The following is a 25,860-nucleotide window of genomic DNA, read 5'->3' on the forward strand; positions in this document are numbered from 1 at the left end:
AATTAAGAATGGTGGAGGGGGGCAGATTCGAACTGCCGAACCCGAAGGAGCGGATTTACAGTCCGCCGCGTTTAGCCACTTCGCTACCCCTCCGACATATATGGTGGAGGATGACGGGATCGAACCGCCGACCCCCTGCTTGTAAGGCAGGTGCTCTCCCAGCTGAGCTAATCCTCCATTTTGCCTGGCAACGTCCTACTCTCACAGGGACAAGGTCCCAACTACCATCGGCGCTAGAGAGCTTAACTTCCGTGTTCGGTATGGGAACGGGTGTGACCTCTCTGCCATCATTACCAGACTATATTCATTTAAGACAAGAATCATTTTAACTTATTTAACTTTTAAAGTCAACAAGTTTTTTATATTCTTTCAAAACTAGATAACATTGCTTCATATTATATGGTTAAGTCCTCGATCTATTAGTATTCGTCAGCTCCACATGTCACCATGCTTCCACCTCGAACCTATCAACCTGATCATCTTTCAGGGATCTTACTAGCTTACGCTATGGGAAATCTCATCTTGAGGGGGGCTTCATGCTTAGATGCTTTCAGCACTTATCCCTTCCGCACATAGCTACCCAGCTATGCCCTTGGCAGAACAACTGGTACACCAGCGGTGCGTCCATCCCGGTCCTCTCGTACTAAGGACAGCTCCTCTCAAATTTCCTACGCCCACGACGGATAGGGACCGAACTGTCTCACGACGTTCTGAACCCAGCTCGCGTACCGCTTTAATGGGCGAACAGCCCAACCCTTGGGACCGACTACAGCCCCAGGATGCGATGAGCCGACATCGAGGTGCCAAACCTCCCCGTCGATGTGGACTCTTGGGGGAGATAAGCCTGTTATCCCCGGGGTAGCTTTTATCCGTTGAGCGATGGCCCTTCCATGCGGAACCACCGGATCACTAAGCCCGACTTTCGTCCCTGCTCGACTTGTAGGTCTCGCAGTCAAGCTCCCTTATGCCTTTGCACTCTACGAATGATTTCCAACCATTCTGAGGGAACCTTTGGGCGCCTCCGTTACACTTTAGGAGGCGACCGCCCCAGTCAAACTGCCCACCTGACACTGTCTCCCGGGTCGATAAGACCCGTAGGTTAGAATTTCAATACATTCAGGGCGGTATCCCACCAGCGCCTCCACCGAAGCTAGCGCTCCGGTTTCAATGGCTCCCGCCTATCCTGTACAAAATGTACCAAAATTCAATATCAGGCTACAGTAAAGCTCCACGGGGTCTTTCCGTCCTGTCGCGGGTAACCTGCATCTTCACAGGTACTATAATTTCACCGAGTCTCTGGTTGAGACAGTGCCCAAATCGTTACACCTTTCGTGCGGGTCGGAACTTACCCGACAAGGAATTTCGCTACCTTAGGACCGTTATAGTTACGGCCGCCGTTTACTGGGGCTTCAGTTCAGAGCTTCGCTTACGCTAACCCCTCTCCTTAACCTTCCAGCACCGGGCAGGTGTCAGCCCCTATACTTCGCCTTACGGCTTCGCAGAGACCTGTGTTTTTGCTAAACAGTCGCTTGGGCCTATTCACTGCGGCTTTCCGTTAAGAAAGCACCCCTTCTCCCGAAGTTACGGGGTCATTTTGCCGAGTTCCTTAACCAGAGTTCTCTCGCACACCTTAGGATTCTCTCCTCGCCTACCTGTGTCGGTTTGCGGTACAGGCACCTTTTATCTCGCTAGAAGCTTTTCTTGGCAGCGGGGAATCAAAGACTTCGCTCCATAAGGAGCTTCCCCATCACAGCTCAGCCTTCACGATAAGCGGATTTGCCTACTTATCAGCCTAACTGCTTGGACGTGCACAACCAATCGCACGCTTCTTCTATCCTTCTGCGTCCCTCCATTGCTCAAACGATAAAGAGGTGGTACAGGAATATCAACCTGTTGTCCATCGCCTACGCCTGTCGGCCTCGGCTTAGGTCCTGACTAACCCTGAGCGGACGAGCCTTCCTCAGGAAACCTTAGGCATTCGGTGGACGGGATTCTCACCCGTCTTTCGCTACTCATACCGGCATTCTCACTTCTAAGCGCTCCACCAGTCCTTCCGGTCTGACTTCACTGCACTTAGAACGCTCCCCTACCACTGATACCATTGGTATCAATTCGCAGCTTCGGTGGTGTATTTAGCCCCGGTACATTTTCGGCGCAGAGTCACTCGACTAGTGAGCTATTACGCACTCTTTAAATGGTGGCTGCTTCTAAGCCAACATCCTAGTTGTCTAAGCAACTCCACATCCTTTTCCACTTAATACACACTTTGGGACCTTAGCTGGCGATCTGGGCTGTTTCCCTCTTGACTACGGATCTTATCACTCGCAGTCTGACTCCTAAGGATAAGTCATTGGCATTCGGAGTTTGACTGAATTCGGTAATCCGATGAGGACCCCTAGTTCAATCAGTGCTCTACCTCCAAGACTCTTACACTTAAGGCTAGCCCTAAAGCTATTTCGGGGAGAACCAGCTATCTCCAGGTTCGATTGGAATTTCTCCGCTACCCACACCTCATCCCCGCACTTTTCAACGTGCGTGGGTTCGGGCCTCCATTCAGTGTTACCTGAACTTCACCCTGGACATGGGTAGATCACCTGGTTTCGGGTCTACGACCACGTACTAAACGCCCTATTCAGACTCGCTTTCGCTGCGGCTCCGCCTCTTCAGCTTAACCTCGCACGGGATCGTAACTCGCCGGTTCATTCTACAAAAGGCACGCCATCACCCATTAACGGGCTCTGACTATTTGTAGGCACACGGTTTCAGGATCTCTTTCACTCCCCTTCCGGGGTGCTTTTCACCTTTCCCTCACGGTACTGGTTCACTATCGATCACTAGGGAGTATTTAGCCTTGGGAGATGGTCCTCCCAGATTCCGACGGAATTTCACGTGTTCCGCCGTACTCAGGATACATTCAAGAGAGAACGAAGTTTCGACTACGGGGTTGTTACCCTCTACGACGGACCTTTCCAGGTCGCTTCGTCTACCTCGTTCCTTTGTAACTCCGTATAGAATGTCCTACAACCCCAAGAGGCAAGCCTCTTGGTTTGGGCTATGTTCCGTTTCGCTCGCCGCTACTCAGGAAATCGCATTTGCTTTCTCTTCCTCCAGGTACTTAGATGTTTCAGTTCCCTGGGTCTGTCTTCCTTACCCTATGTATTCAGGTAAGGATACCATACCATTACGTATGGTGGGTTTCCCCATTCGGAAATCTTCGGATCAAAGCTTACTTACAGCTCCCCGAAGCATATCGGCGTTAGTCCCGTCCTTCATCGACTCCTAGTGTCAAGGCATCCACCGTGCGCCCTTTCTAACTTAACCAAACTAAAATTAAAAAAATATGAGCTACACTGTTATCTAGTTTTCAAAGAACATACATTTATATATGAGAGATAGTTCTCTCAAAACTGAACAAAACGAAACACGGAAACTTATATTGATGAACAGCGTTCATCAATTCTCCATAGAAAGGAGGTGATCCAGCCGCACCTTCCGATACGGCTACCTTGTTACGACTTCACCCCAATCATCTGTCCCACCTTAGGCGGCTGGCTCCATAAAGGTTACCCCACCGACTTCGGGTGTTACAAACTCTCGTGGTGTGACGGGCGGTGTGTACAAGGCCCGGGAACGTATTCACCGCGGCATGCTGATCCGCGATTACTAGCGATTCCAGCTTCATGTAGGCGAGTTGCAGCCTACAATCCGAACTGAGAACGGTTTTATGAGATTAGCTCCACCTCGCGGTCTTGCAGCTCTTTGTACCGTCCATTGTAGCACGTGTGTAGCCCAGGTCATAAGGGGCATGATGATTTGACGTCATCCCCACCTTCCTCCGGTTTGTCACCGGCAGTCACCTTAGAGTGCCCAACTTAATGATGGCAACTAAGATCAAGGGTTGCGCTCGTTGCGGGACTTAACCCAACATCTCACGACACGAGCTGACGACAACCATGCACCACCTGTCACTCTGCTCCCGAAGGAGAAGCCCTATCTCTAGGGTTTTCAGAGGATGTCAAGACCTGGTAAGGTTCTTCGCGTTGCTTCGAATTAAACCACATGCTCCACCGCTTGTGCGGGCCCCCGTCAATTCCTTTGAGTTTCAGCCTTGCGGCCGTACTCCCCAGGCGGAGTGCTTAATGCGTTAACTTCAGCACTAAAGGGCGGAAACCCTCTAACACTTAGCACTCATCGTTTACGGCGTGGACTACCAGGGTATCTAATCCTGTTTGCTCCCCACGCTTTCGCGCCTCAGTGTCAGTTACAGACCAGAAAGTCGCCTTCGCCACTGGTGTTCCTCCATATCTCTACGCATTTCACCGCTACACATGGAATTCCACTTTCCTCTTCTGCACTCAAGTCTCCCAGTTTCCAATGACCCTCCACGGTTGAGCCGTGGGCTTTCACATCAGACTTAAGAAACCACCTGCGCGCGCTTTACGCCCAATAATTCCGGATAACGCTTGCCACCTACGTATTACCGCGGCTGCTGGCACGTAGTTAGCCGTGGCTTTCTGGTTAGGTACCGTCAAGGTGCCAGCTTATTCAACTAGCACTTGTTCTTCCCTAACAACAGAGTTTTACGACCCGAAAGCCTTCATCACTCACGCGGCGTTGCTCCGTCAGACTTTCGTCCATTGCGGAAGATTCCCTACTGCTGCCTCCCGTAGGAGTCTGGGCCGTGTCTCAGTCCCAGTGTGGCCGATCACCCTCTCAGGTCGGCTACGCATCGTTGCCTTGGTGAGCCGTTACCTCACCAACTAGCTAATGCGACGCGGGTCCATCCATAAGTGACAGCCGAAGCCGCCTTTCAATTTCGAACCATGCAGTTCAAAATGTTATCCGGTATTAGCCCCGGTTTCCCGGAGTTATCCCAGTCTTATGGGCAGGTTACCCACGTGTTACTCACCCGTCCGCCGCTAACTTCTTGAGAGCAAGCTCTCAATCCATTCGCTCGACTTGCATGTATTAGGCACGCCGCCAGCGTTCATCCTGAGCCAGGATCAAACTCTCCAATAAAGTTAGTTTGTCTAGCATCTAAAAATAAAAATTGACGTTTCACGTTGTTTGTTTCGTTCAGTTTTCAAAGAACTTGTCTGCCACTCCAAAAGCGACTTCATCATATTAACATCTTCGTTTTTTGATGTCAACTACGTTTTAAAATTTCTTTTTTGTCGTTTTCTGCGTTTCCGCATCAGCGACGTTTATTAATATACCATCATGATTTTTAAATAACAAGTGTTTTTTAAAAAAAAACAAAAAAATATCCATCCTACTTTCTTCTATATAGAGACGCCTCATCCCATCTACGGAAAACAGCTATTTAAATTGTATACCAATACACTCTAGTTAACCAAACTGTATTTCATAACCCCTTCCTAGATTTTCATTCTCTTCTATATTAACGTCCTGATCATTTGCTTCTCTATAGACTAACAATATAAAAACAAATCAATCCAAACTAAAAAATAGATTCACCACTTCCTACATAAAGCAAACATGCCGACTTTTAGTTTTGTTCCTCCACACAAACTATTAATTGAACGAATCGGTTGTTTAACAGACAGCTCGATTAGGTAATAGTCTTATCGCTCGGCGAATAGCAGAATAAATAACGAAATTCCAACAAAAACATTAACTTAAGATTATTGTTAGAATTTTTTTACATTTAATTAATGAAAAATATCCATTTTTTGTTATATAGTAAGAAAGTGCCCACAAAACTATAAATACTAATGGAGGAATTATCTTATGGATAGGTTAACAAAGTTTTCATTAAAAAACCGAGCCGCTATTATTATCATGGTTTTTCTCATTTCCATACTCGGCGTTTATTCTGGTTCTAAATTGCCGATGGAGTTTTTGCCAAGCATCGATAATCCCGCAATAACTGTCACGACATTATCTCAAGGGCTTGATGCTGAAACGATGACCAAGGAAGTAACTGATCCCCTCGAAAAACAATTTCGTAATTTAGAACATATTGATGGCATCACTTCCTCCACACACGAAGGATTATCACGTATCGACATTACATATACATCCAAAGCAGATATGAAAGACGCAGCACGTGAAGTCGAAAAAACCATTAATACAATTAAATTACCTAAAGATGCAACGAAACCCGTAGTTAGCCAACTAAATACTTCTATGATTCCACTCGCTCAAATTGCTATCCAGAAGCAAAACGGATTTTCAAAAGCAGATGAAAAACAAATTGAAAAAGAAATCGTACCACAACTCGAAAGCATTGATGGTGTTGCCAACGTTATGTTTTTCGGAAAATCAACCTCTGAATTATCTATCATACTAGACCCAAACCAATTAAAAGATAAAAACGTAACAACAGAACAAATATTAAAGGTTTTACAAGGAAAGGAAACTTCCACTCCAGCTGGAGCAATTACCGTTAATAAAGAAGAATATAATCTTCGTGTCATTGGGGATATAAAAAATGTAGATGATATGAAAAACATAACCGTTGCACCTCAAGTAAAATTACAAGATGTTGCTCAAATTGAACTTAAACAACACTACGATACAATCTCGCATATAAACGGAGAAGAAGGAACCGGATTAATCATCATGAAAGAGCCAAGTAAAAATGCAGTTGCAATCGGAAAGGAAATTGATAAGAAAATCAAAGATATAAGTAAACAATATAAAGATCAGTTTTCTATTAAACTTTTAGCCTCAACTCATGAGCAAGTTGAAAATGCTGTTACTAGTATGGGCAAAGAAGTAATTCTTGGAGCAATTGCTGCAACTCTAATTATCTTAATCTTTTTGCGTAACTTCCGAACGACACTCATCGCCGTTGTCAGTATTCCATTATCTATTTTATTAACACTCTTTTTACTACACCAATCTAACATCACACTTAACACCTTAACGCTTGGTGGTTTAGCAGTTGCAGTTGGACGTCTCGTTGATGATAGTATCGTTGTCATCGAGAATATTTTCCGTCGTTTACAAAAAGAATCTTTCTCTAAAGATATTATTCTCGATGCAACGAAAGAGGTCGCCGTCGCAATTACTTCTTCTACTTTAACAACAGTCGCTGTTTTCTTACCTATCGGCCTCGTATCAGGAGTAATCGGAAAATTAATGTTACCTATGGTATTAGCAGTTGTATATTCTATACTATCATCCTTAATCGTTGCACTAACAGTTGTTCCACTTATGGCGTTTTTACTACTCAAAAAAACAAAACACAAAAAGCCAAGTTCTTCACCACGATATGTCGCTACATTAAAGTGGGCTCTTTCGCATAAATTCATTATTCTACTTACCGCCTTTTTATTATTCGCAGGATCAATTGCAGCCTATGTATTACTACCGAAAGCGAACATAAAATCTGAAGACGACACAATGTTATCTATTAATATGACTTTCCCAGCTGATTACGCTCCTGAAACGCAAAAACAAAAAGCCTTCGATTTCGAAAAGAAATTACTTTCTAATTCGGATGTAACAGATGTTATTTTACGAATGGGATCTAGCGCAGAAGATGCACAATGGGGACAAACGACAAAAAATAATCTTGCCAGTATATTTGTAGTCTTCAAGAAAGGCTCTGATATTGATCAATATATTAAAGAGTTAAAGAAAGAACATAAAGCTTTTGAGCCTGCTGAACTAGATTATATAAAAACAAGTTATTCAAGCTCTGGTGGTGGCAACAATTTGCAATTTAACGTAACAGCAACTAACGAAACGATTTTAAAAGAGGCTGCTACTATCGCCGAAACAAAACTAAAAGATATGGCTGCTCTCTCTAAAGTAAAAACAAATTTAGAAGACTCTAAGAAAGAATGGCAAATCCATGTTGATCAAACAAAGGCCGAACAACTAGGCTTAACACCAGCATTAGCAGCACAACAAGTAGCATTCCTTATGAAGAAATCACCTATTGGTGAAGTTTCAATTAATAATGAAAAAACAACTATTATAATAGAACACAAAAAAGAAAACATTACTAAACAAGAAGACATTTTAAACACAAACATACTATCACCTATCAATGGACCAATTCCTTTAAAAGACATTGCAACTATTTCAGAAAAGCAACTTCAAACAGAAGTCTTCCATAAAGACGGAAAAGAAACGATTCAAATTACTGCCGAGGCCTCAAATGAAGATTTAAGTAAAGTAAGCGCAGAAGTAAACGAAACGATAGCTAACTTAGACTTACCTAGCGGCGCAAAAGTAACTATTGCAGGTGCAACTGAATCTATGCAAGAGAACTTCAAAGATTTATTCAAAATTATGGGGATTGCAATCGGGATTGTATATTTAATTATGGTTATCACCTTCGGACAGGCGCGGGCTCCTTTTGCAATTTTGTTCTCCCTGCCATTAGCTGCTGTTGGCGGTATTTTAGGATTAATCATTTCAGGAACACCCGTTGATGTAAATTCCTTGATCGGCGCATTAATGTTAATCGGGATTGTCGTTACAAACGCTATTGTATTAATAGAAAGAGTGCAACAAAATCGGGAACATGGAATGGAAACAAGAGATGCCTTACTAGAAGCAGGATCCACTAGATTACGTCCAATTATTATGACAGCTATAACGACAATCGTCGCTATGCTACCACTCCTATTCGGCCAATCCCAAGCAGGAAGTATGGTATCAAAAAGTTTGGCAGTCGTTGTCATCGGTGGTTTAGCAGTTTCAACAGTTCTTACATTAGTAGTTGTTCCAGTTATGTATGAACTATTAGATAAAATCGGAAGAAAAAGACGCTCTCGCAGAAAAATAAGCACTTCTACAGAAACACCTGATATTTAAAGAAAAAGCGTTATCTTCACGAATGAAGATAACGCTTTTTTCTCTACCTACACATATAATCCATCATTTTTTCCGCATATTGCTCTAGAGGTTTACTAGAATCCACAATAAGATATTCACTATTTAAAGGTCTTTTACTACCATCTAACCACTTTTTAAAGGCTACTTCCGAATCCACTCTTCCAATCTGACTGACCATACGCTTACGTGTTTGTAGCCTATTATTAATCTCTTCCATATCATTAAGATAACATTCAATATATTTATATTTTACACCGTGTTTATTAGACAGTTTCATTCCTTTTTCAACCATCCCTTCATATAGACATGGACTATCCAATATAACACTATGCTCTTGTTCTAAATAAGAATCAATCAATGACCATTCAACATCGTATGATACTCCGCCAACAATTGTCGATTCAACCCCTTTCATTTCTAATGATTGTAACAATGCCGATTTCAAAACGTCGTGATCTACAATTACAGCACCTGTTAACTTCGCTATATACTTAGAAACTGTCGATTTTCCCGATCCAGGAAAACCTGACATTTGCAGAAAAAACAAATTAACTTCCCCTCTCATCCGTACCTATTCATCTATATAATCAATTACAAATTCAACAATCATTACATCCATTCCTTCTATATTAAAATACAAAAAGAACTCCCTACTTATAAGTAGAGAGTTCCTCTTTATAATTTATGCCGCTTTTACTTTCTTCGTCGTTTTACTTTTTCTTTTCGTTCCTGTAAAACGTTTGTGCAAGATAGATGCTACCAAGCGTGAAATAACGTTGAATAGTAATACCATAATAATTAATACAGCTGCAGATTTTGTCGCAATCAACTTTGCATCCGGAATAACTCCTTCAGAATTTAACTTCCAAATGTGAACCGCTAACGTTTCAGCTGGTCTAAATGGATTTAAAGGATGCGCAGGACTTGAGAAGTCCGCTGCTGAATTTAAAATCGGGGATGTTAAACCCGCTGTATAAATTAACGCTGCCGCTTCACCAAATATACGACCCGCCGCTAAAATAATACCAGTAATAATTTGCGGTAATGACGACGGAATAATAATACGAGCGATTGTTTGCCATTTCGTTGCACCTAATCCAAGACTCGCCTCTTTTACATTATGAGGCACTTCTGAAATCGCATTTTCACAAACACGTGTTAAACCTGGTAAGTTTAAAATCGTTAAAGCAAGGGCACCACCCATTACTGTATATCCCCAACCTGTCATAGTAACGAACACTAGCAAACCGAATAGACCAACAACAATAGATGGTAAAGACGCCATTGTCTCGATACATAAACGAACAAAGTTTAAGAAACGTCCTTGTTTTGCATACTCTGCTAAATATATCCCAGCACCTAATCCAAGAGGAATAGATATAACAAGCGTTATAACAAGCATGTAGAAGGAATTGAATAACTGCGGACCAATCCCACCACCAGCTCTTGTATTACTTGGTTCTCCAAACAAGAAATTAGGATCCCAAAATCCCCATCCCTTTTGCAGAATTTCAAACACTAAGAATACTAGAAGAGCTACAACTAAAGCTGCAACTGCATAAAAGATACCTGTCCAAACTTTATTTACCGTTCTTGCGTTCATTATTATCGCTCACCTCTTTGCCCAATCGCTCGAATTACTAAAATAAACAGGAATGAAATAACAAGTAAAATCATCGCTAAACTCCATAGCGCATTGTTCCAAGCAGTTCCGTTTAATGTATTTGTCATGTCCATTGTCAAAATACCAGTTAACGTTGCTGTCGGACTATATATTCCTTCTGGTAATTTAATTGTGTTTCCAATTACCATTTGAACCGCTAACGCTTCACCAAAAGCACGTGCTAAACCTAAAACAACACCTGTTAAAATCCCTTTTTTCGCAGCAGGAACAATCACTCGGCTAATCGCTTGCCATTTCGTTGATCCTAGACCATAAGAAGCTTCTAAATAATCAAATGGAACAGAGCGTATTGCATCAGAAGCGATACTAGCAATAGTAGGCAAAATCATAATACTTAATACAACGATACCTGCAATTAAACTAAAGCCCACTCCCCCGAACGAATCACGTAATAGCGGCACTAAAATCGTAACCCCTAATAATCCGTATACAACCGAAGGAATACCAACTAATAATTCTAAAACAGGCTTCAATACTTTATTCCCAAACTTCGGCGAAATTAAATTCATGAATATAGCAAGAGCTATAGCAATTGGCGCACTAATAATAACCGCACCTAACGAAACCACTGTTGAACCTACAATGAAAATCAAAGCCCCAAAGGTTCCTTCGTCAGCATTTGGATTCCATTTTGTCGATGTTAACATCTCAGTAAATGAGATACCGCTTTGTGTAAAAGATTGAATACCTTTACCGCAAATAAACGCAATAATAGCTAATGTAATTAAAACAATAAAAATACCACAAAACGTAACAAGCGATCTTCCTATATATTCACTTTTTACGTAATTAATTTGTTTTTTCCCCTTCATCACAGGTCAGACCCCACTTCATAGATTGAAATGAACAGGACTGGCCTTGCAGCCAGCCCCATAAAACTTTCTTATTTATTTAATTTAGACATAGGAATGTAACCCATATCTTCTACTTGCTTTTCAAAATCCTTACCTTTTACATAGTCAATGTAAGCTTTCGTTGCTTCTTTTGCCTCACCTTTTGTTACCATGTACTCGTAAGACCAGAATGGATATTTACCCGACGAAATGTTTTCAACTTTTGGTTCAGCACCATCAATTTTCACTGTTTGTAGCGCACCTTTTTTATCGCCAACCATGTAAGACATCGCTAAATAACTTACTGAACCTGGAGTAGAGTTAATCGCTTGCTCTACTGCACCGTTAGAATCTTGTGTTGTACCAGTTCCATCATTAATTTTCGCTTCTTTCATAACTGTCTTTTCAAACGTAGCACGTGTACCAGATGAAGCCGGACGGTTAATTACGTTGATTTTTTCATCTTTCCCCCCTACCTCTTTCCAGTTTGTTACTTTTCCAGTGAAGATATCTTGTACTTGTTTTACTGTTAAGTTATCAACTTTTACATCTTTATTTACGACAAGTGCGAATGCAATACCCGCTACCTTGTTATCTACTAATTCTTTCGCTTTTTCAGCATCTTTTATTTTATCTCCAGACGGAACATCTGAATTACCAATTTGTACTGCACCCGATGCTACTTGGTTAATCCCAGTTCCACTACCGCCACCTTGAACTTGAATAGAAACTTTCGAATTTTTTTCCATGAATTTCTTTCCAGCTTCCTCCGCAAGAGGTAGAAGAGCCGTAGAACCAGCTGCTGCAATCGTGCCTGATAATTCTTGTTTTGTATTATCGCTTCCTTTAGCACTTTCTTTACTAGCTGTATCTTCCGCTTTCCCACATCCAACCAACGCTCCTGCTACCACTAAAGCCGCTAAAGAAAATTTAATACCTTTTTTCATAACCATGTCTTGTACCCCCATTTGGATTATCACTTTTCGAATTCATTTTCTTTCGAACACAAATTCATTGTAGGACAGCAATATTATGTGAGTGTTAAGCAATCTTTAATTTTAAGTAAATAACGATAATAACCCTTAAAAGCTAGGAATCCCAAGATTTATAGTTAAAGAACCCAACAAAATCCACACTAATTAAGCTGTAATGTAAATTTATTCTTAACAATGTAAACTCAATGTAAATGTTTTTGGCTCTTTTCCCCTTTTAGTTAAAAATACATTTACAAATCCTTTGTATTTTTTAACTTTTACACTCTTACTTCATTTACATTAAATAAAATTTCAGTAATATTTTTTAGTACAACTAAATAAATTGGAACAATTCTAAAAATAAATGAATATTTTTAAAGTACCAATTGACAGCATCATCCAATGTAGTCTACTATATTACTAACAAAAAGTTTACCTAAGGAAACTTTTTAAACTTAAACTAACAATATAGAGATGAGGTAACTTTTATGGTATCGGCTAATACAAAACCACTTTCCGAATTTAAGACAGGAGAGTTTGTACAAATTGAGAAGATACAATTAGAAGGAACTATGAAACGACGTTTATTAGATTTAGGATTTATCCCTGGGGCAACGATTAAAGTATTACAACGCAGTCCACTTGGAGATCCTGTCGCTTATCAAGTAAGCAACACCACTATTGCACTACGCAAGGAAGAAAGTTCCCTTATTTTCGGGGTATTAATAGGAGATGATTTCAGATGAGCAAACATCGCATTGCTTTAGCTGGCAACCCGAATACCGGGAAAAGTACATTATTTAATACTTTAACAGGCTTAAAACAGCATACTGGAAACTGGACAGGAAAAACTGTTTTAAAAGCTGAAGGGGAATATGAACATAACGGAAGTAAATATACATTAATTGATTTACCTGGAACTTACTCACTATATTCAAATTCTGCGGACGAAGAAGTAGCGAGGGATTATATTATATTTGAAAAACCAGAAGTAACTGTAGTTGTTATAGACGCAACTGCTATGGAGAGAAATTTAAATTTAGCACTCCAAGTGATGGAAATGACGAGCAACGTAGTCATTTGTATTAACTTAATTGATGAAGCTGAGAAAAAAGGCATCGTTATTGATGAAAAAAAATTAGCCAAATCACTCGGTGTACCTGTAGTTAAGATTTCTGCTCGTAACCGAGTAGGCATTGGACATTTGCTAAATGTGATCGCTAAAGTAGCAAATAAAAAACTAATTCCAACACCAATTAAAATTTCTTACAGCGAAAAAATCGAAAGCATGATTCAGGAATTAGAACCGCAAATTTATAAAGTGTTCGGTGATGCGTATCCAGCACGTTGGATTGCGTTACGTATATTAGATGGAGATAAAAATTTCTTAACTACACTTCAAAAACACCATAATGAACCACTTGTAAGGGAGGTCGTAATAAATGGAATCTCACTCAGCCAGTAAAGCTCTTCCATTGGACTATATTATTCAACATGCACAAGCACTATCAAAAGACGATATACGAGATGATATTGTCGGAGATATTTATCGAACATCTGCAAGCATATGTAAAGAGTCTGTTCAATATACAAATACTGATAAATTGTATCGTTCTGAAAAACTAGATAAAATTTTCACATCTCCCATCTGGGGATTCCCAATTATGCTCGGTATTTTATCTATTATTTTTTATCTTACAATTGCAGGCGCTAACGTACCCTCTGATATGATTGCTGAGTTCTTCGGATGGGCCGAAGGGTATTTAACATCTTGGTTCCAGGCAGCACATGCACCCGAATGGTTACATGGCATTTTAATACTTGGTTTATTCCGCGGTATCGGTGCTGTTATTAGCGTTATGTTACCACCTATGGCAATCTTTTTCCCTATGTTCGCACTATTAGAAAACTACGGATACTTACCACGTGTCGCTTTTAATATGGACCGCTTATTCAAACGCTCCGGTGCACACGGCAAACAATCTTTAACAATGGCAATGGGGTTTGGTTGTAATGCAGCCGCTATTATGTCAACACGTATTATTGAATCACCACGTGAACGAATGCTTGCAATTTTAACAAACAACTTCGTTCCTTGTAACGGTCGCTGGCCTATGTTAATTTTAATGGCTTCATTATTTATGGCTGCTGGTTATACAGGTAGTATGCAAACATTAGTTACTGCAGGTGTCGTAGTTGGAATGGTTGTAATTGGTGTTATTATGACATTAACTGTTTCTTGGGTACTATCAAAAACAGCTTTAAAAGGCGTGCCAACTCACTACACTCTTGAGTTACCACCGTACCGTAAGCCAAAAGTTTGGAATACAATTGTACGTGCAACACTCGATAAATCAATTTATGTTTTAAAACGAGCTATCGTTGTAGCTGCCCCTGCGGCTGCATTAACTTGGTTACTTGCTAATATTTTCATCGGTGACACGAGCTTACTTATGTATTTTGTAAACTTCCTAGATCCGTTCGCTAAAATGTTAGGACTTGATGGATTTATTTTAGCTGCATTCATTCTTGGACTACCAGCGAATGAAATTGTTATCCCGATTTTATTAATGTCTTACTTATCAACCGGAGCTTTAACTGAAATAGATGATTTTAACCAAATTAAAAATCTATTCTTAGAAAATGGTTGGACTTGGTTAACAGCGTTAAACACAATGTTGTTCTCACTTCTTCATTTCCCATGTGGAACAACACTGGTTAACATATATAAAGAAACAAAAAGTGCAAAATGGACATTCTTATCGTTTGCAATCCCTACCGTTATCGCTATTGTTGTGACATTCCTCTCTACACAATTGGTACATTGGTTAGGGCTTGTATAAAAGCAAAGCATACATAGAAGGTATCCCCCTTCATTTGCTTTGCACGAAAGAAACCTGAATTTATTCAGGTTTCTTTTTTTGTATATCAGTATTCCAAGGTTGTGCTCCATACGTTGTGATTTTTTTATGTATGTAGTATATGGCCCCCGGAAGAATTGCCATTAATATTGTGCAACTAATTCCTAATCCAGTAAACACCTTCCATCACCTTACTTTACTCTTTTTGGTAAAGCTGAACCTGAATGCTCAATTGTCGGATGAACATGAACAGTAATCTCAGCATTACTAAAGTAATTTTCACCTTGATCCCAATTCTTATCTATCTTCTTCCATTCTTTATAATTATGCCGCTTATATACTTCCCCTAACTCTAATACATCTACCTTATATTTTTTTTGAACAAGCTTAATCGATTTTTGAATGCGCTTCTCCATTTCCTCCGTGATGTTTTTCTTTAATCGCTTTTCGTTCATAATTTGTTTATGATCACTAAAATGCAACTCAGCCAATGTTCCTTCCAAAAACAAGTGAATATCGAACTTCGGTTTTGTAGCATTTTCTGTAGATACTTTAATCTTTCGACGCATTTTATGAATTTCATATGTAATAAGCTGGTCTTTTTTACGAATGGTAAAGAATCCTCCAATTTTCTTACCTATTATATAATTTATTCCAAATGTTTCTTCTCCATTCAAACTACCTACACACTTATTATCCTTCCCGCGAAACAACGCTGCCCCGTTCATTTGTACCCCTTGCTTTGTTAATTCAAGAATAGGTAATACGAAGCTTCGGTTGGAAATCATCTTTTCCTGAACTTCACCAATTCTTGCAGCCTCAATCATTTGAGCATTTTTCGGAGGATGTTCAGCTAACATATCAATATACTGCGCCGGTAAATTTTCAGGTTTAGCGCTCTGCTTCAAAATAGCTTCTGCATTTTTCTTAGAAACGAACAAACGTATATTTCTTCTCATCTCATGATCACGAATATATACATCTAACGTATTTTGTAAAACATATGGATTCGACAATAAATCTTTAGAGAAAATTATCACTTGTATGTGCGGAAAGAATAGTGAGCGACTAATTTTTTTGGCAATAATTCGTATTTGCTCAAAGACACTATCTGCCTTCGCACTCACATTAATATAATTTTCGCTATATCCACCACCTTGTCCACCTTGTTGCGACAATTTACTGGGGAGTACCATCTGATACGTCCCTTTCATAATTGGATTCGCTTTCTTTTTTTTCACAATATCATAGGCTGCACCTACTACAAATCCTCTTTCTTCTATTTCTTCTAACTCAGAGCACCCACTTATAGATCCAACTAAAACTATAAGCATTATGATTTTAAGAAGGTGTTTCATTTCTACCATTCCTTCTTTTTATTTTATATACAATAAAAACTAACAAAGGTGCTAACACGACAAAGCCCATATCTATCCAAGCTAAATAAGTTCCGTAATTTGACAAGTCCTTCAAACTACTAGGTATCATATTCAGCATAAAAATAATCGGGGCACTTACGAAAATAAAAATATGTTTCTTCACTTTCGGAAACATAGCACAAAACAATAAAGATGCGACGTCATAATACATTGCTGTCGTGTTATAAATAGTAATAATCCAAGTAGTGAAAAAAATTGCATCAAATCTTTCTAAAAACCCTCCTCCAATTTCAATTTCTTTCCCTAATTCAATTGTTGGATACGTCAATCCACGGGTTGTCATATAAGTAAAAACACTAATACAAGTTACATAAATTAAAATGTATGACAACACGTTTACCATCACCGCTTTTGCAACTGCCATCGGTGCCTTTTTCACTGACTTATCGTTCAACATCACAGCATAAAACAGAGCTACCTCAAATCCGATAAATGTGAAAATAGAGTTTTTAACTCCTACAGCATATTGACTGACGTCCGTTTGAAAAGCTGGTAGTAAATTATTTATCTCCATTAAATTTATATTCAATAAAGAAAGCAGCACTATCGCAATTAAAACTATAGGTAAAAACAAAACGTTTAGCCTTACTAAAGCTGCTCTCGATCCTGCTATTCCATAAATAACAACTAATAGGAAAAAGAAAGACAATAGTTGCACTGGTGTATCACTAAACAAATACGTTTGTGAAATAATTGCAATCATTCGCGATTCATATGCTGTCAAAGCAGCAAACGTTAATACTAAAATGCTACTAATTGTGTATGCAACAGGCTTCGTCAAATGTGCACTCGTATATTGAACAAAGTTTTGTTTTGGGAATAAAATAGCTACCCTCGTTACAAACCACCCTAAAACCGCACAGACTAATCCACCCAAAAGCAAAATAATCCAACCGTCCGAAAATAAAGTTTGCGTAGCAATATCTCGCGGCATAGATAATGCACCTATACCGATAATTGTTGACGATACCGCAAAACCAAGTTCCCGAGATCCAATTTCTTCATCCCCATATTCAAATGGTTTCAATTACTCTCGCTCCTTTGGACGTATTGTAGAATCTTTCGTTTGTAAGTACTCTGGTCTTTCTTTCAACATTGATTTTGGCAAGCGGATCATTTCTTCTTCCCAATCTTTATAAAATGCAGGAGCAATAGGCGTTGTATATGGCACCCCAACACTCTTTAAATTCGTAATATGAATCGCAAGTGCAATAAGAGCTAAAATGATTCCGTACAACCCAAAAGCAGTCGCTGCTAATACAAAGACAAAAAGTAAAATTCGAAACGTAATTGTTATGCTATATACAGGAAGTGAAAATGTAGCAATTGCAGTAACTGCAATAATAATTACTAAAAACGGATTTACAATCCCTGCGTTCACCGCAGCTTCTCCAATTACAAGACCACCTACAATCCCAATTGTTTGCCCCATCGGTTTTGGCAACCTAATTCCCGCTTCTCGTATTAACTCCATCGTTAATGCCATCATTAACGTTTCTATATATGCAGGAAACGGTACCCCTTCTCTCGCTCCCGCAATAGAATAAGCTAGTTTAGATGGAATAAGCCCTTGGTGGTATGAAACTAGCGCTACATACGTCGCTGGTAATAAAACCGCCATAATACCAGAGACCATTCGCAAAATCCTCAATAACGTCCCAATCACCCAGCGCTCGTAATGATCCTCTACAGATTGAAAAATATCAACAAATACTAGCGGAGCTATAAGGGCAAACGGTGATCCGTCCACCAAAATAGCTGCCTTTCCTTTCGCTAACGAGGCCACAATATTATCAGGCCTTTCTGTATTCAAAAACTGCGGAAACGGTGACAAATTATTATCTTGAATTAATTGCTCAATCGTACCCGTCTCAAAAACGACATCTGTCTCTATTGATTGAAGACGCCGATCTAGCTCTTTCACAATATAAGGGTTAATAATATCTTCTATATATACTAAGGTTACTTCTTTCTGCGATCGCTTCCCCATAATATAAGATTGGAACCTCAACTTTGGATCGCGCAAACCACGTCGGATTAACATTTTATTCACATTAATATCTTCATTTAATCCAATCCTCGGTCCACGTATTAAGTCTTCTGTTACTGGCGGTTCTAAACTTCTTTTTTCCCAAGCTCTACTATTAATCACGATAGCGGTTTGAATATTATCAATTAATATAACTGTATCTCCTGCTAAAATCGCATTTATAATATCCGGAAACGTCGTCTTCTTACCAACTTCTGCAATAGAAATAAAACGATCCAATAACGTTTGAACAACAGCCTCTTCTTTTTGTACTTCTTCATATTGAAGTGTATGAACTACATATTTATAAACATTATCCTTATCTGTTAACCCACATAAAAAAATAACAGCACAGCGTGTAAAACTACCAGCGAGGGCAACTTCCCTAATTGTTAAATCATTAGGCGAACCTAACTTATCCCTAATTTCTTTCATAACTTCAAATAAGTTACCTTTTAACTCTAACAAGTCCCCCACCTAACTTCCTTTTCAACAAGTTTTTAGTTAGATTTCGCTAATAGAAGAAAATATATACAAAAAAAGAGCTATCTCTTTTTAAAGATAGCTCTAGCACACGGATTACTTTTCTACTATTATATTGTCTGCTTTTATAGACACATTTTTCGTAAATCCACTAACGATAAACATCACAATCATATTCATTAACAATGCGACTATTCCTACATTTAAATCTTTTATATATTGAGGGAAATCAGGAAACATCGTAGCTATAGTTGAACCAGATAAAGTAATATATGCGACCACTAACAACCCAATCCCCATTCCTGCAATTGCACCTTGCTTCGTAATAACTTGACGTGGAAACAAACTACATACAAGTGCAGGGAAAAGTTGTGTCACTATACTGTATCCCATTAAAAGAAGAGCTCCTATTGTTTCTCCTCCTTTAAATGTAAACAATACTGCAACAAGTGTTACTACAGGCACAAATAATTTTGCTGCTTTAGCAACTTGTCTATCTGAAGCAGACGGGACCATTGTTCGGTAAATATTTTTCGCTAACAACGTAGATGCCGCCATAACAAGCATGGAACCTGGAACTAATGCTGTTAATACTCCCGCACTACCAATAATACCAATAAACCAAGGATCAAAAGTTTGAAGAGCCAGACGGAATAACGAAAGGTCTACATCCCCTCCCTTTAATCCAGGAACTTGCAGTATAGCTGCAAACCCTGCAAAGAACACGAAAAGTAAAACTAAAGAATACAGTGGCATAATGGCCGCATTTTTACGAAATACTTTTTCATTTTTTGCCGAGAAAGCAGAAGCGAATGTATGGGGCCACATATAGAAACCGAGAGCTGTTAATACAATAGTAGAAACAAACCAAGAAATGCTCATTCCTTCATCAGGTAAAGATAACAATCCTGGTTTTGCTGCTTCTACAGCTTCAAACATCGGCTGAAATCCTCCGTAATAATGGTACGGTAAATATATACCCAAAAACATAACGATAAACAGTATCATAATATCCTTCAAAGCGGCCGTCCAAGCAGAGCCGTGTATACCTGAAACAATTACATATATCGTTATAACAATTGCGCCAATCCACACTGCGATAACTGGTGACACCCTTCCGTACGACGCTTCCGAAACGATAATTCCTAATCCTTTTAACTGTAAAACGAGGTAGGGGATAATCGAAATAACTCCAATGATAGAAACGATAATGCCAAGTGTCTGACTCCTATATTTCTTCACAAAAAAATCTGGCTGCGAAACAAGATTATGCTCTTTCGCATACTTCCAAATTGGCGGCAATAAAAAGTAAGATAAAATATAAGCTAATGCACCATAACCTAAAATATAGAAAGTAGGTGCTCCTTTACTATACGCCCATCCACTTCCACCTAAAAATGTAAACGTCGTATAAATTTCACCTGCCATAAGAAGAAAAACAAAAATAGTGCCAAATCCTCTTCCTCCAACTGACCATTGCTCTAAATTCATATCTTTTCCATGTTGTGCTCGAATTCCTAAAAATAGTGCGAGAAACAAAAATAAAATAATGATAAGTAATGCGGTCATTTTACATCCCCCTTATTAGCAGGATCAAATACGTACACAATCCCCATACAAAGAGACGTAATGAGCACTGATAATAATACCCAAAATAATAAAAATGGCATCCCTAATATGTAAGGAGTAACTGAATTAGCAAATACGGGTCCAACAACTAAACAAAAAACTGGAATAAGCGCTAATACGTGTATTTTCTTCATCTCATTCTCCTTTACTTATGAAATTCATAATCGATGATACAAAGACTTCCACGCCAATCGGTAATGCATCTTCATCAATCGTAAAACGAGGATGATGGTGAGGATATATAATTCCTTTCTCTTTATTTCCTGCTCCGATAAAAAAGAATGTCCCTGGCGCCTTTTGTAAAAACGCTGAAAAATCTTCTCCAGCCATCGTCGGCTGTAAACGAGTAACTCGTTCCCTTCCATAAAGCTGTAATGCTGTTTGCTCAATAATCTCTGTAACTTCATAATCATTTACTACTGGACGATATCCATATTCATAAGAAAACGTATATTTCGCTCCGTAAGCTTCTGTCACGTGCTTTACAATCTGTTCAATCCTTTTCACTGTTTCTTCTCGCAACTCATGTCTTAAACTCCGCACTGTCCCTTCAATCTCCGCTTGTTCTGGAATCACATTATGGGTTGTCCCAGCATGAAATTGCGTAACAGATACTACAAGGGAGTCCAACGGATTCGTGAGGCGAGATACAATTTGCTGCATTTGTGCAACAACTTGTGTGCCGATTGCAATACTATCAACCGTTTCATGAGGGATTCCAGCATGTCCACCTTTTCCTTCTATCGTAATTTTAAAAACATCTGGGGCAGCCATTGCAGGACCATAAATTACACCTACTTTCCCAACCTCTAACGACGCCCAAAGGTGAGCACCAATAATATAATCCACACCTTCCATTACACCTGCTGCGACCATTTCCTCTGCACCACCAGGAAAGTTTTCTTCAGCATGTTGGAATAGAAAACGAATCTCCCCTTTAATCTTTTCTCTTTCTTCTACTAACTTATGTACAACTCCAAGTAATATCGCTATATGTCCATCATGACCACATGCATGCATCACACCTGGGTATGTAGAAATAAAATCAAACTCATTTTCTTCATGAATAGGAAGAGCATCCATATCAGCTCGAACCGCAACTATTTTACCAGGTTGCTTACCAATCAACCTTGCCATTACACTATATTTAGTAGGTCTTGATACTTCTAAACATGGGATTTTCCGAAGTATATCGAATACAAACTGTGATGTTTTTTCTTCTTGAAAAGATAACTCTGGATATTTATGAAAATGCCTTCTCCACTCAATTAATTGATTTTTCGATAAAACCAGTTCCTTCGCAACATCCATTTCTCTTCTCCCCTTCTTCACCAAGTTAAATGTTATTATAACGTGAATTGTTAAATTTTAAAAGAATCTTCTGAATTTTCCGTTATAATAACTTAAAAATAAAAAGCCATCAAAAAGATGGCTTTTTCATTATTATAAAATAGTAATCGCTTGTTTCCCCATTTGCTCCCACGCCTTCTCAAACTCTGCTCGTGGAACAGCGAAACGTGGATTATTTTTTAGAGGATCATTTACATATACAAAGTTTTGATCGTATCCAACCACTACTACACTATGCTCAAAATATGTAATTTTCACTTCACCAGAACTTGTATTCCATGTTTCAAAACTACTTTCAGCTAGCGGCTTAAACGTTGTATTAATAATAACCCATACTGGAGAACCAGAACTAATTACCTTATATAGATCTTTCACGTCTCTATCTGTTAAATTAATTACTTTTTCAGGAACATATTTTTCTGCTAAATTAAAGATTGGTTTATTGTATACACCATATCCTGGTTCAGCTTTCGTATAAATATTTCCAACGAATCCCTCATAAGGATTTCCACGCAAACCATTTTGTTCAAATGGAACACGATGAATTTCACTAGCAAGTTGCATCTTATCTACTTGTACACCTTTATATTGTAACAACATAGCTAAGCTTGTCACTTCACATCCACGAGGTAATTCTGGTAACTGATTTATAAACGGAACATTTTCAATCATAGCCGCTTCTTTCATTTCAGATAGAAAGTCTAAGCGTAGCACTTGTGCCTTTTGTATAATCTTATCTTTCCCTATAAAAAACGCGGCAGCAAATATAATTCCAAAAACAAAAAGATATTTTAACTTTTTCATTTTAAACAAAACTCCATTAATTATTATTTTACAGACATACCTCCTATCATTGTACCTTTCTTCTTACTAGTTTGCTAGAAAGATTCTGTGAATTATTGTTCACACTTTTATCGTTTTAAAATTCTAATTATTTTTAATAAAAAGAAAAAACAATATACTTTTCTGAATTTTTTTGCTAAAATCAAAATAATTAACATAGTGAAGATATTACCTTGTTAATAAACATTCTTAGAGTATTTAGTCATAGTTCGTATTTTTACATACTCCATTCGTTTCATAATAAATAAGCCGAGTATGTGTCACATCCCCCACTAATGATTAAAAACTCGGAATGAAAAGCTGTCTATACATACAAGAAAATAACGGGGTGAGGGCATATGAATCAACAAGTAGAACAAACAGATTTAAAACGAACAATGAAAAGTAGACACCTATTTATGATTGCACTTGGTGGTGTTATCGGAACCGGCCTATTTATGGGCTCTGGTCAAATCGTCCATAACGCTGGTCCTGGTGGTGCTATTCTTGCATTTTTAGTCGGTGGATTTGTTATGTATTTAACGATGTTATGTCTTGGTGAATTATCTGTTGCTATGCCAGAAGCAGGTTCATTCCAAAGCTATGCAAGCAAATTTATTTCACCTGGTTTTGGGTTTGTTGTCGGTTGGATGTATTGGTTAAATTGGGCGGTTACAGTTGGAGTAGAGTTAACAACTGTAAGTATTTTAATGAAACGCTGGTTTCCAGACGTTTCTTCGTGGATTTGGTGTGTTACATTTGCAGCAGCACTCTTCCTTGTAAACGCTTTATCAGCAAAAGCATATGCAGAAGCAGAATTTTGGTTCGCAAGTGTAAAAGTCGCAACTATTGTTGTTTTCATCGTACTCGGTGGTGCAGTTATGTTCGGTCTACTAGACTTTAACGGAAAACCAGCTCCAATGCTTCACAATTTCACTGAAAATGGCGGATTATTTCCAAATGGTGCATTAGCTGTTCTTCTTACGATGATTACAGTAAATTACTCCTTCCAAGGAACAGAATTAATCGGAATTGCTTCGGGAGAAAGTGAAAATCCCGAAAAAACAATCCCTAAAGCAATCAAAAATACCATTTGGCGAACTCTCTTCTTCTTCGTCCTAGCAATATCAGTTGTTGTAGGTTTACTCCCGTGGCAAGAAGCTAATCTAGTCGAAAGTCCATTTGTACTTGTATTTGATGTGGCTGGTGTTCCATATGCAGCAGACATTATGAACTTTGTTATTATTACAGCGGTATTATCCGTAGCCAACTCTGGCCTATATGCAAATTCTCGTATGCTTTGGGCGATGGCAAAACAAGGAATGGCAAGTCCAGCTTTTACGAAGTTAACTAAAAAAGGTGTGCCACTAAACGCATTAATTTTCAGTCTGATCTTTGCAAGTTTGTCTCTATTAACAAGTATATTTGCGGCAGATACTGTCTTTTTAGTTTTAACATCTATTGCAGCTATGGCTGCTGTCGTAGTTTGGATGTCAATCGCAGCTTCGCAGTTTTTCTTCCGTAGAAACTTCTTAAAAAACGGCGGGGACATTAATGATTTAAAATATCGCACACCACTTTATCCAATAGTTCCAATCGTAGCATTCTCACTCAATTTCATTACATTTGTTAGTTTAGCTTTCATTCCAGATCAGAGAATCGCTCTTTATTGCGGTATTCCATTTATGATCATTTGTTACATTTTATATCAAGTTAAATATAAAAAAATTGTCACACTTGAACAACAAATAAATATAAAACAAGAAATAAACTAAATATACAAAATATTCAGCTATCTTCCTTATAATAAGATAGCTTTTTTCTATTTATTGGATATCTTGGTATAACTTTATTTATCTTAAAATTTTCACAATCACGTTTTTCATTGGAAAATAGTTTACAATGTTATCAAGTTACAAATGATATTCACCTTAAAAAGTGTGCATTTGTGTCTATTTTTTAACAATATCACAAAAACTATTGCCATCTATAAATTAATAGGTTTATATTGTTTTATTGGCATAGTTTCAATCCAAGGAGAAAGGAGATTTTCAATCGTGCAACTAAAGAAAACGTTTTGGAAGCTGGCTTCGCTTCTTCCGTTATCATTACTTCTGTTCCTCGGCGGCTGTGATAAGAAACTCGCAGTATTAAATCCGCAAGGACCTGTTGCAAAAGCACAGTATGATTTAATTGTTTGGTCATTCTTGCTTATGTCATTAATTATCGCAATTGTATTCATCTTGTTTACAGTCATCTTGATTCGTTATCGTGAAAAACCAGAGAATATGGACTACGAGCCACCTGAACAACACGGTAACACATTATTAGAAATTATTTGGACGCTTGTTCCTGTTATTATCGTTATCGCATTATCGATTCCAACAGTAAAAGCAACTTATGCTTCGGAAGAGGTTCCGGCAGAGTCCAAACATATTAAACCAGTTGAGATTTATGTTACATCTGCAAACTGGAAATGGTTATTCAGTTACCCAGAGGAAAAAATTGAAACCGTTAACTATTTAAACATCCCAGCCGGTGTACCAATTCAATTCAAACTGACTTCTGTCGGTCCAATGAATGCTTTCTGGGTACCAGAACTTGGTGGTATGAAGTACACTATGGATGGCATGATTATGGATCTTTATTTACAAGCTGATAAGCCTGGTTCTTACCTAGGCCGTAGTGCGAACTTCTCTGGTGAAGGATTCACACATATGGAGTTCGAAGTTGAAGCAAAAACTAAAGAGAAATATGACAAGTGGGTTAAAGAAGTACAACAAACTGCTCCTAAACTAACAGAAGATAAGTACAACGAAATTGTTAAACCTGGTGTAGTTGGTCGTATGACATTCTCTAGTCACCACTTAAGTTATGTAGATCCAAAATCACTTGAATATTGTGATTACAACTACTACAAAAACAAAAAATAATAGCTA

17 protein-coding genes, 2 tRNA genes and 3 rRNA genes are annotated in these 25,860 nt (G+C 38.7%); 6 read left to right on the forward strand and 16 right to left on the reverse strand.

What is annotated here, in order from left to right:
• Nucleotides 1-9: 9 nt before the first annotated feature.
• From QEP67_RS24280 to QEP67_RS24300, 5 genes are all read right to left on the reverse strand, one after another.
• A tRNA-Tyr gene (locus QEP67_RS24280) sits at nt 10-93 on the reverse strand.
• A gap of 8 nt (nt 94-101) precedes the next feature.
• Nucleotides 102-177: transfer RNA gene (locus tag QEP67_RS24285), tRNA-Val, on the reverse strand.
• 5 nt (nt 178-182) lie between these two features.
• Nucleotides 183-298 (reverse strand): 5S ribosomal RNA (rrf, locus tag QEP67_RS24290).
• A gap of 101 nt (nt 299-399) precedes the next feature.
• Nucleotides 400-3,321: ribosomal RNA gene (locus QEP67_RS24295) — 23S ribosomal RNA — on the reverse strand.
• A gap of 146 nt (nt 3,322-3,467) precedes the next feature.
• Nucleotides 3,468-5,019 (reverse strand): 16S ribosomal RNA (locus QEP67_RS24300).
• The 16S, 23S and 5S rRNA genes sit together here with 2 tRNA genes alongside, the layout of an rRNA operon.
• A 732-nt stretch (nt 5,020-5,751) precedes the next feature.
• Between QEP67_RS24300 and QEP67_RS24305 the strand changes: the two genes are divergently transcribed.
• On the forward strand, nt 5,752-8,796 hold the full coding sequence (locus QEP67_RS24305) for an efflux RND transporter permease subunit (RefSeq protein ID WP_064472319.1): 3,045 nt from the start codon (nt 5,752-5,754) through the stop codon (nt 8,794-8,796).
• A 43-nt stretch (nt 8,797-8,839) separates the two neighbouring features.
• Here the strand turns inward: QEP67_RS24305 and QEP67_RS24310 are convergent, their stop codons facing one another.
• From QEP67_RS24310 to QEP67_RS24325, 4 genes are all read right to left on the reverse strand, one after another.
• Complete coding sequence (locus tag QEP67_RS24310) at nt 8,840-9,364, reverse strand: AAA family ATPase (protein WP_000465764.1); 525 nt, start codon at nt 9,362-9,364, stop codon at nt 8,840-8,842.
• A gap of 135 nt (nt 9,365-9,499) precedes the next feature.
• Nucleotides 9,500-10,420: a phosphate ABC transporter permease PstA gene (gene pstA, locus QEP67_RS24315; RefSeq protein WP_000994145.1), complete on the reverse strand. Its 921-nt coding sequence runs from the start codon at nt 10,418-10,420 to the stop codon at nt 9,500-9,502.
• 2 nt (nt 10,421-10,422) lie between these two features.
• Nucleotides 10,423-11,313 (reverse strand): phosphate ABC transporter permease subunit PstC, encoded by an 891-nt coding sequence (pstC, locus tag QEP67_RS24320; protein WP_000676673.1) that lies wholly within the window; start codon nt 11,311-11,313, stop codon nt 10,423-10,425.
• 71 nt (nt 11,314-11,384) lie between these two features.
• Nucleotides 11,385-12,287 carry a phosphate ABC transporter substrate-binding protein PstS family protein gene (locus QEP67_RS24325; RefSeq protein WP_000245104.1) on the reverse strand — a complete coding sequence of 301 codons (903 nt, stop codon included), beginning with the start codon at nt 12,285-12,287 and terminating at the stop codon, nt 11,385-11,387.
• Nucleotides 12,288-12,796: 509 nt separating this feature from the next.
• Between QEP67_RS24325 and QEP67_RS24330 the strand changes: the two genes are divergently transcribed.
• From QEP67_RS24330 to QEP67_RS24340, 3 genes are read left to right on the forward strand one after another with little or no spacing between them, the layout of a single operon-like run.
• Nucleotides 12,797-13,054, forward strand: coding sequence for a FeoA family protein (locus QEP67_RS24330; protein ID WP_000252989.1), 258 nt, complete (start codon nt 12,797-12,799; stop codon nt 13,052-13,054).
• A complete protein-coding gene (locus QEP67_RS24335) occupies nt 13,051-13,773 on the forward strand; it encodes a FeoB small GTPase domain-containing protein (protein ID WP_000033853.1) in 723 nt (240 codons plus the stop codon). Before QEP67_RS24330 ends, QEP67_RS24335 begins: the two co-directional genes overlap by 4 nt.
• Nucleotides 13,751-15,151 (forward strand): nucleoside recognition domain-containing protein, encoded by a 1,401-nt coding sequence (locus QEP67_RS24340; protein WP_000443584.1) that lies wholly within the window; start codon nt 13,751-13,753, stop codon nt 15,149-15,151. The genes QEP67_RS24335 and QEP67_RS24340 overlap by 23 nt, the downstream gene beginning before the upstream one ends.
• Nucleotides 15,152-15,360: 209 nt before the next feature.
• On the opposite strand, the gene QEP67_RS24345 is transcribed toward QEP67_RS24340, so the two are convergent.
• The 7 genes from QEP67_RS24345 to QEP67_RS24375 form a co-directional block, all read right to left on the reverse strand.
• Complete coding sequence (locus QEP67_RS24345; RefSeq protein ID WP_353706454.1) at nt 15,361-16,527, reverse strand: Ger(x)C family spore germination protein; 1,167 nt, start codon at nt 16,525-16,527, stop codon at nt 15,361-15,363.
• Complete coding sequence (gerLB, locus tag QEP67_RS24350) at nt 16,511-17,635, reverse strand: spore germination protein GerLB (protein ID WP_000802033.1); 1,125 nt, start codon at nt 17,633-17,635, stop codon at nt 16,511-16,513. The genes QEP67_RS24345 and gerLB overlap by 17 nt, the downstream gene beginning before the upstream one ends.
• On the reverse strand, nt 17,636-19,114 hold the full coding sequence (gene gerLA, locus QEP67_RS24355) for a spore germination protein GerLA (protein WP_151035278.1): 1,479 nt from the start codon (nt 19,112-19,114) through the stop codon (nt 17,636-17,638). It lies immediately after the preceding gene.
• A gap of 102 nt (nt 19,115-19,216) precedes the next feature.
• Nucleotides 19,217-20,689 (reverse strand): sodium:solute symporter, encoded by a 1,473-nt coding sequence (locus tag QEP67_RS24360; protein WP_353706455.1) that lies wholly within the window; start codon nt 20,687-20,689, stop codon nt 19,217-19,219.
• Complete coding sequence (locus QEP67_RS24365; RefSeq protein ID WP_000719859.1) at nt 20,686-20,883, reverse strand: DUF3311 domain-containing protein; 198 nt, start codon at nt 20,881-20,883, stop codon at nt 20,686-20,688. The genes QEP67_RS24360 and QEP67_RS24365 overlap by 4 nt, the downstream gene beginning before the upstream one ends.
• Nucleotide 20,884: 1 nt before the next feature.
• Complete coding sequence (locus QEP67_RS24370; protein WP_000382107.1) at nt 20,885-22,060, reverse strand: amidohydrolase; 1,176 nt, start codon at nt 22,058-22,060, stop codon at nt 20,885-20,887.
• A 132-nt stretch (nt 22,061-22,192) separates the two neighbouring features.
• Complete coding sequence (locus tag QEP67_RS24375; RefSeq protein WP_002108792.1) at nt 22,193-22,903, reverse strand: C39 family peptidase; 711 nt, start codon at nt 22,901-22,903, stop codon at nt 22,193-22,195.
• A gap of 377 nt (nt 22,904-23,280) precedes the next feature.
• Here QEP67_RS24375 and QEP67_RS24380 point away from each other — a divergent pair, with 377 nt between their 5' ends.
• Nucleotides 23,281-24,696: an amino acid permease gene (locus tag QEP67_RS24380; protein ID WP_001076075.1), complete on the forward strand. Its 1,416-nt coding sequence runs from the start codon at nt 23,281-23,283 to the stop codon at nt 24,694-24,696.
• Between the two features lie 282 nt (nt 24,697-24,978).
• A complete protein-coding gene (locus QEP67_RS24385) occupies nt 24,979-25,854 on the forward strand; it encodes a cytochrome aa3 quinol oxidase subunit II (RefSeq protein ID WP_046957295.1) in 876 nt (291 codons plus the stop codon).
• The last annotated feature ends 6 nt before the right edge of the window (nt 25,855-25,860 follow it).

Source organism: Bacillus cereus group sp. MS39 (assembly GCF_040448665.1).
Lineage (GTDB): Bacteria > Bacillota > Bacilli > Bacillales > Bacillaceae_G > Bacillus_A > Bacillus_A wiedmannii.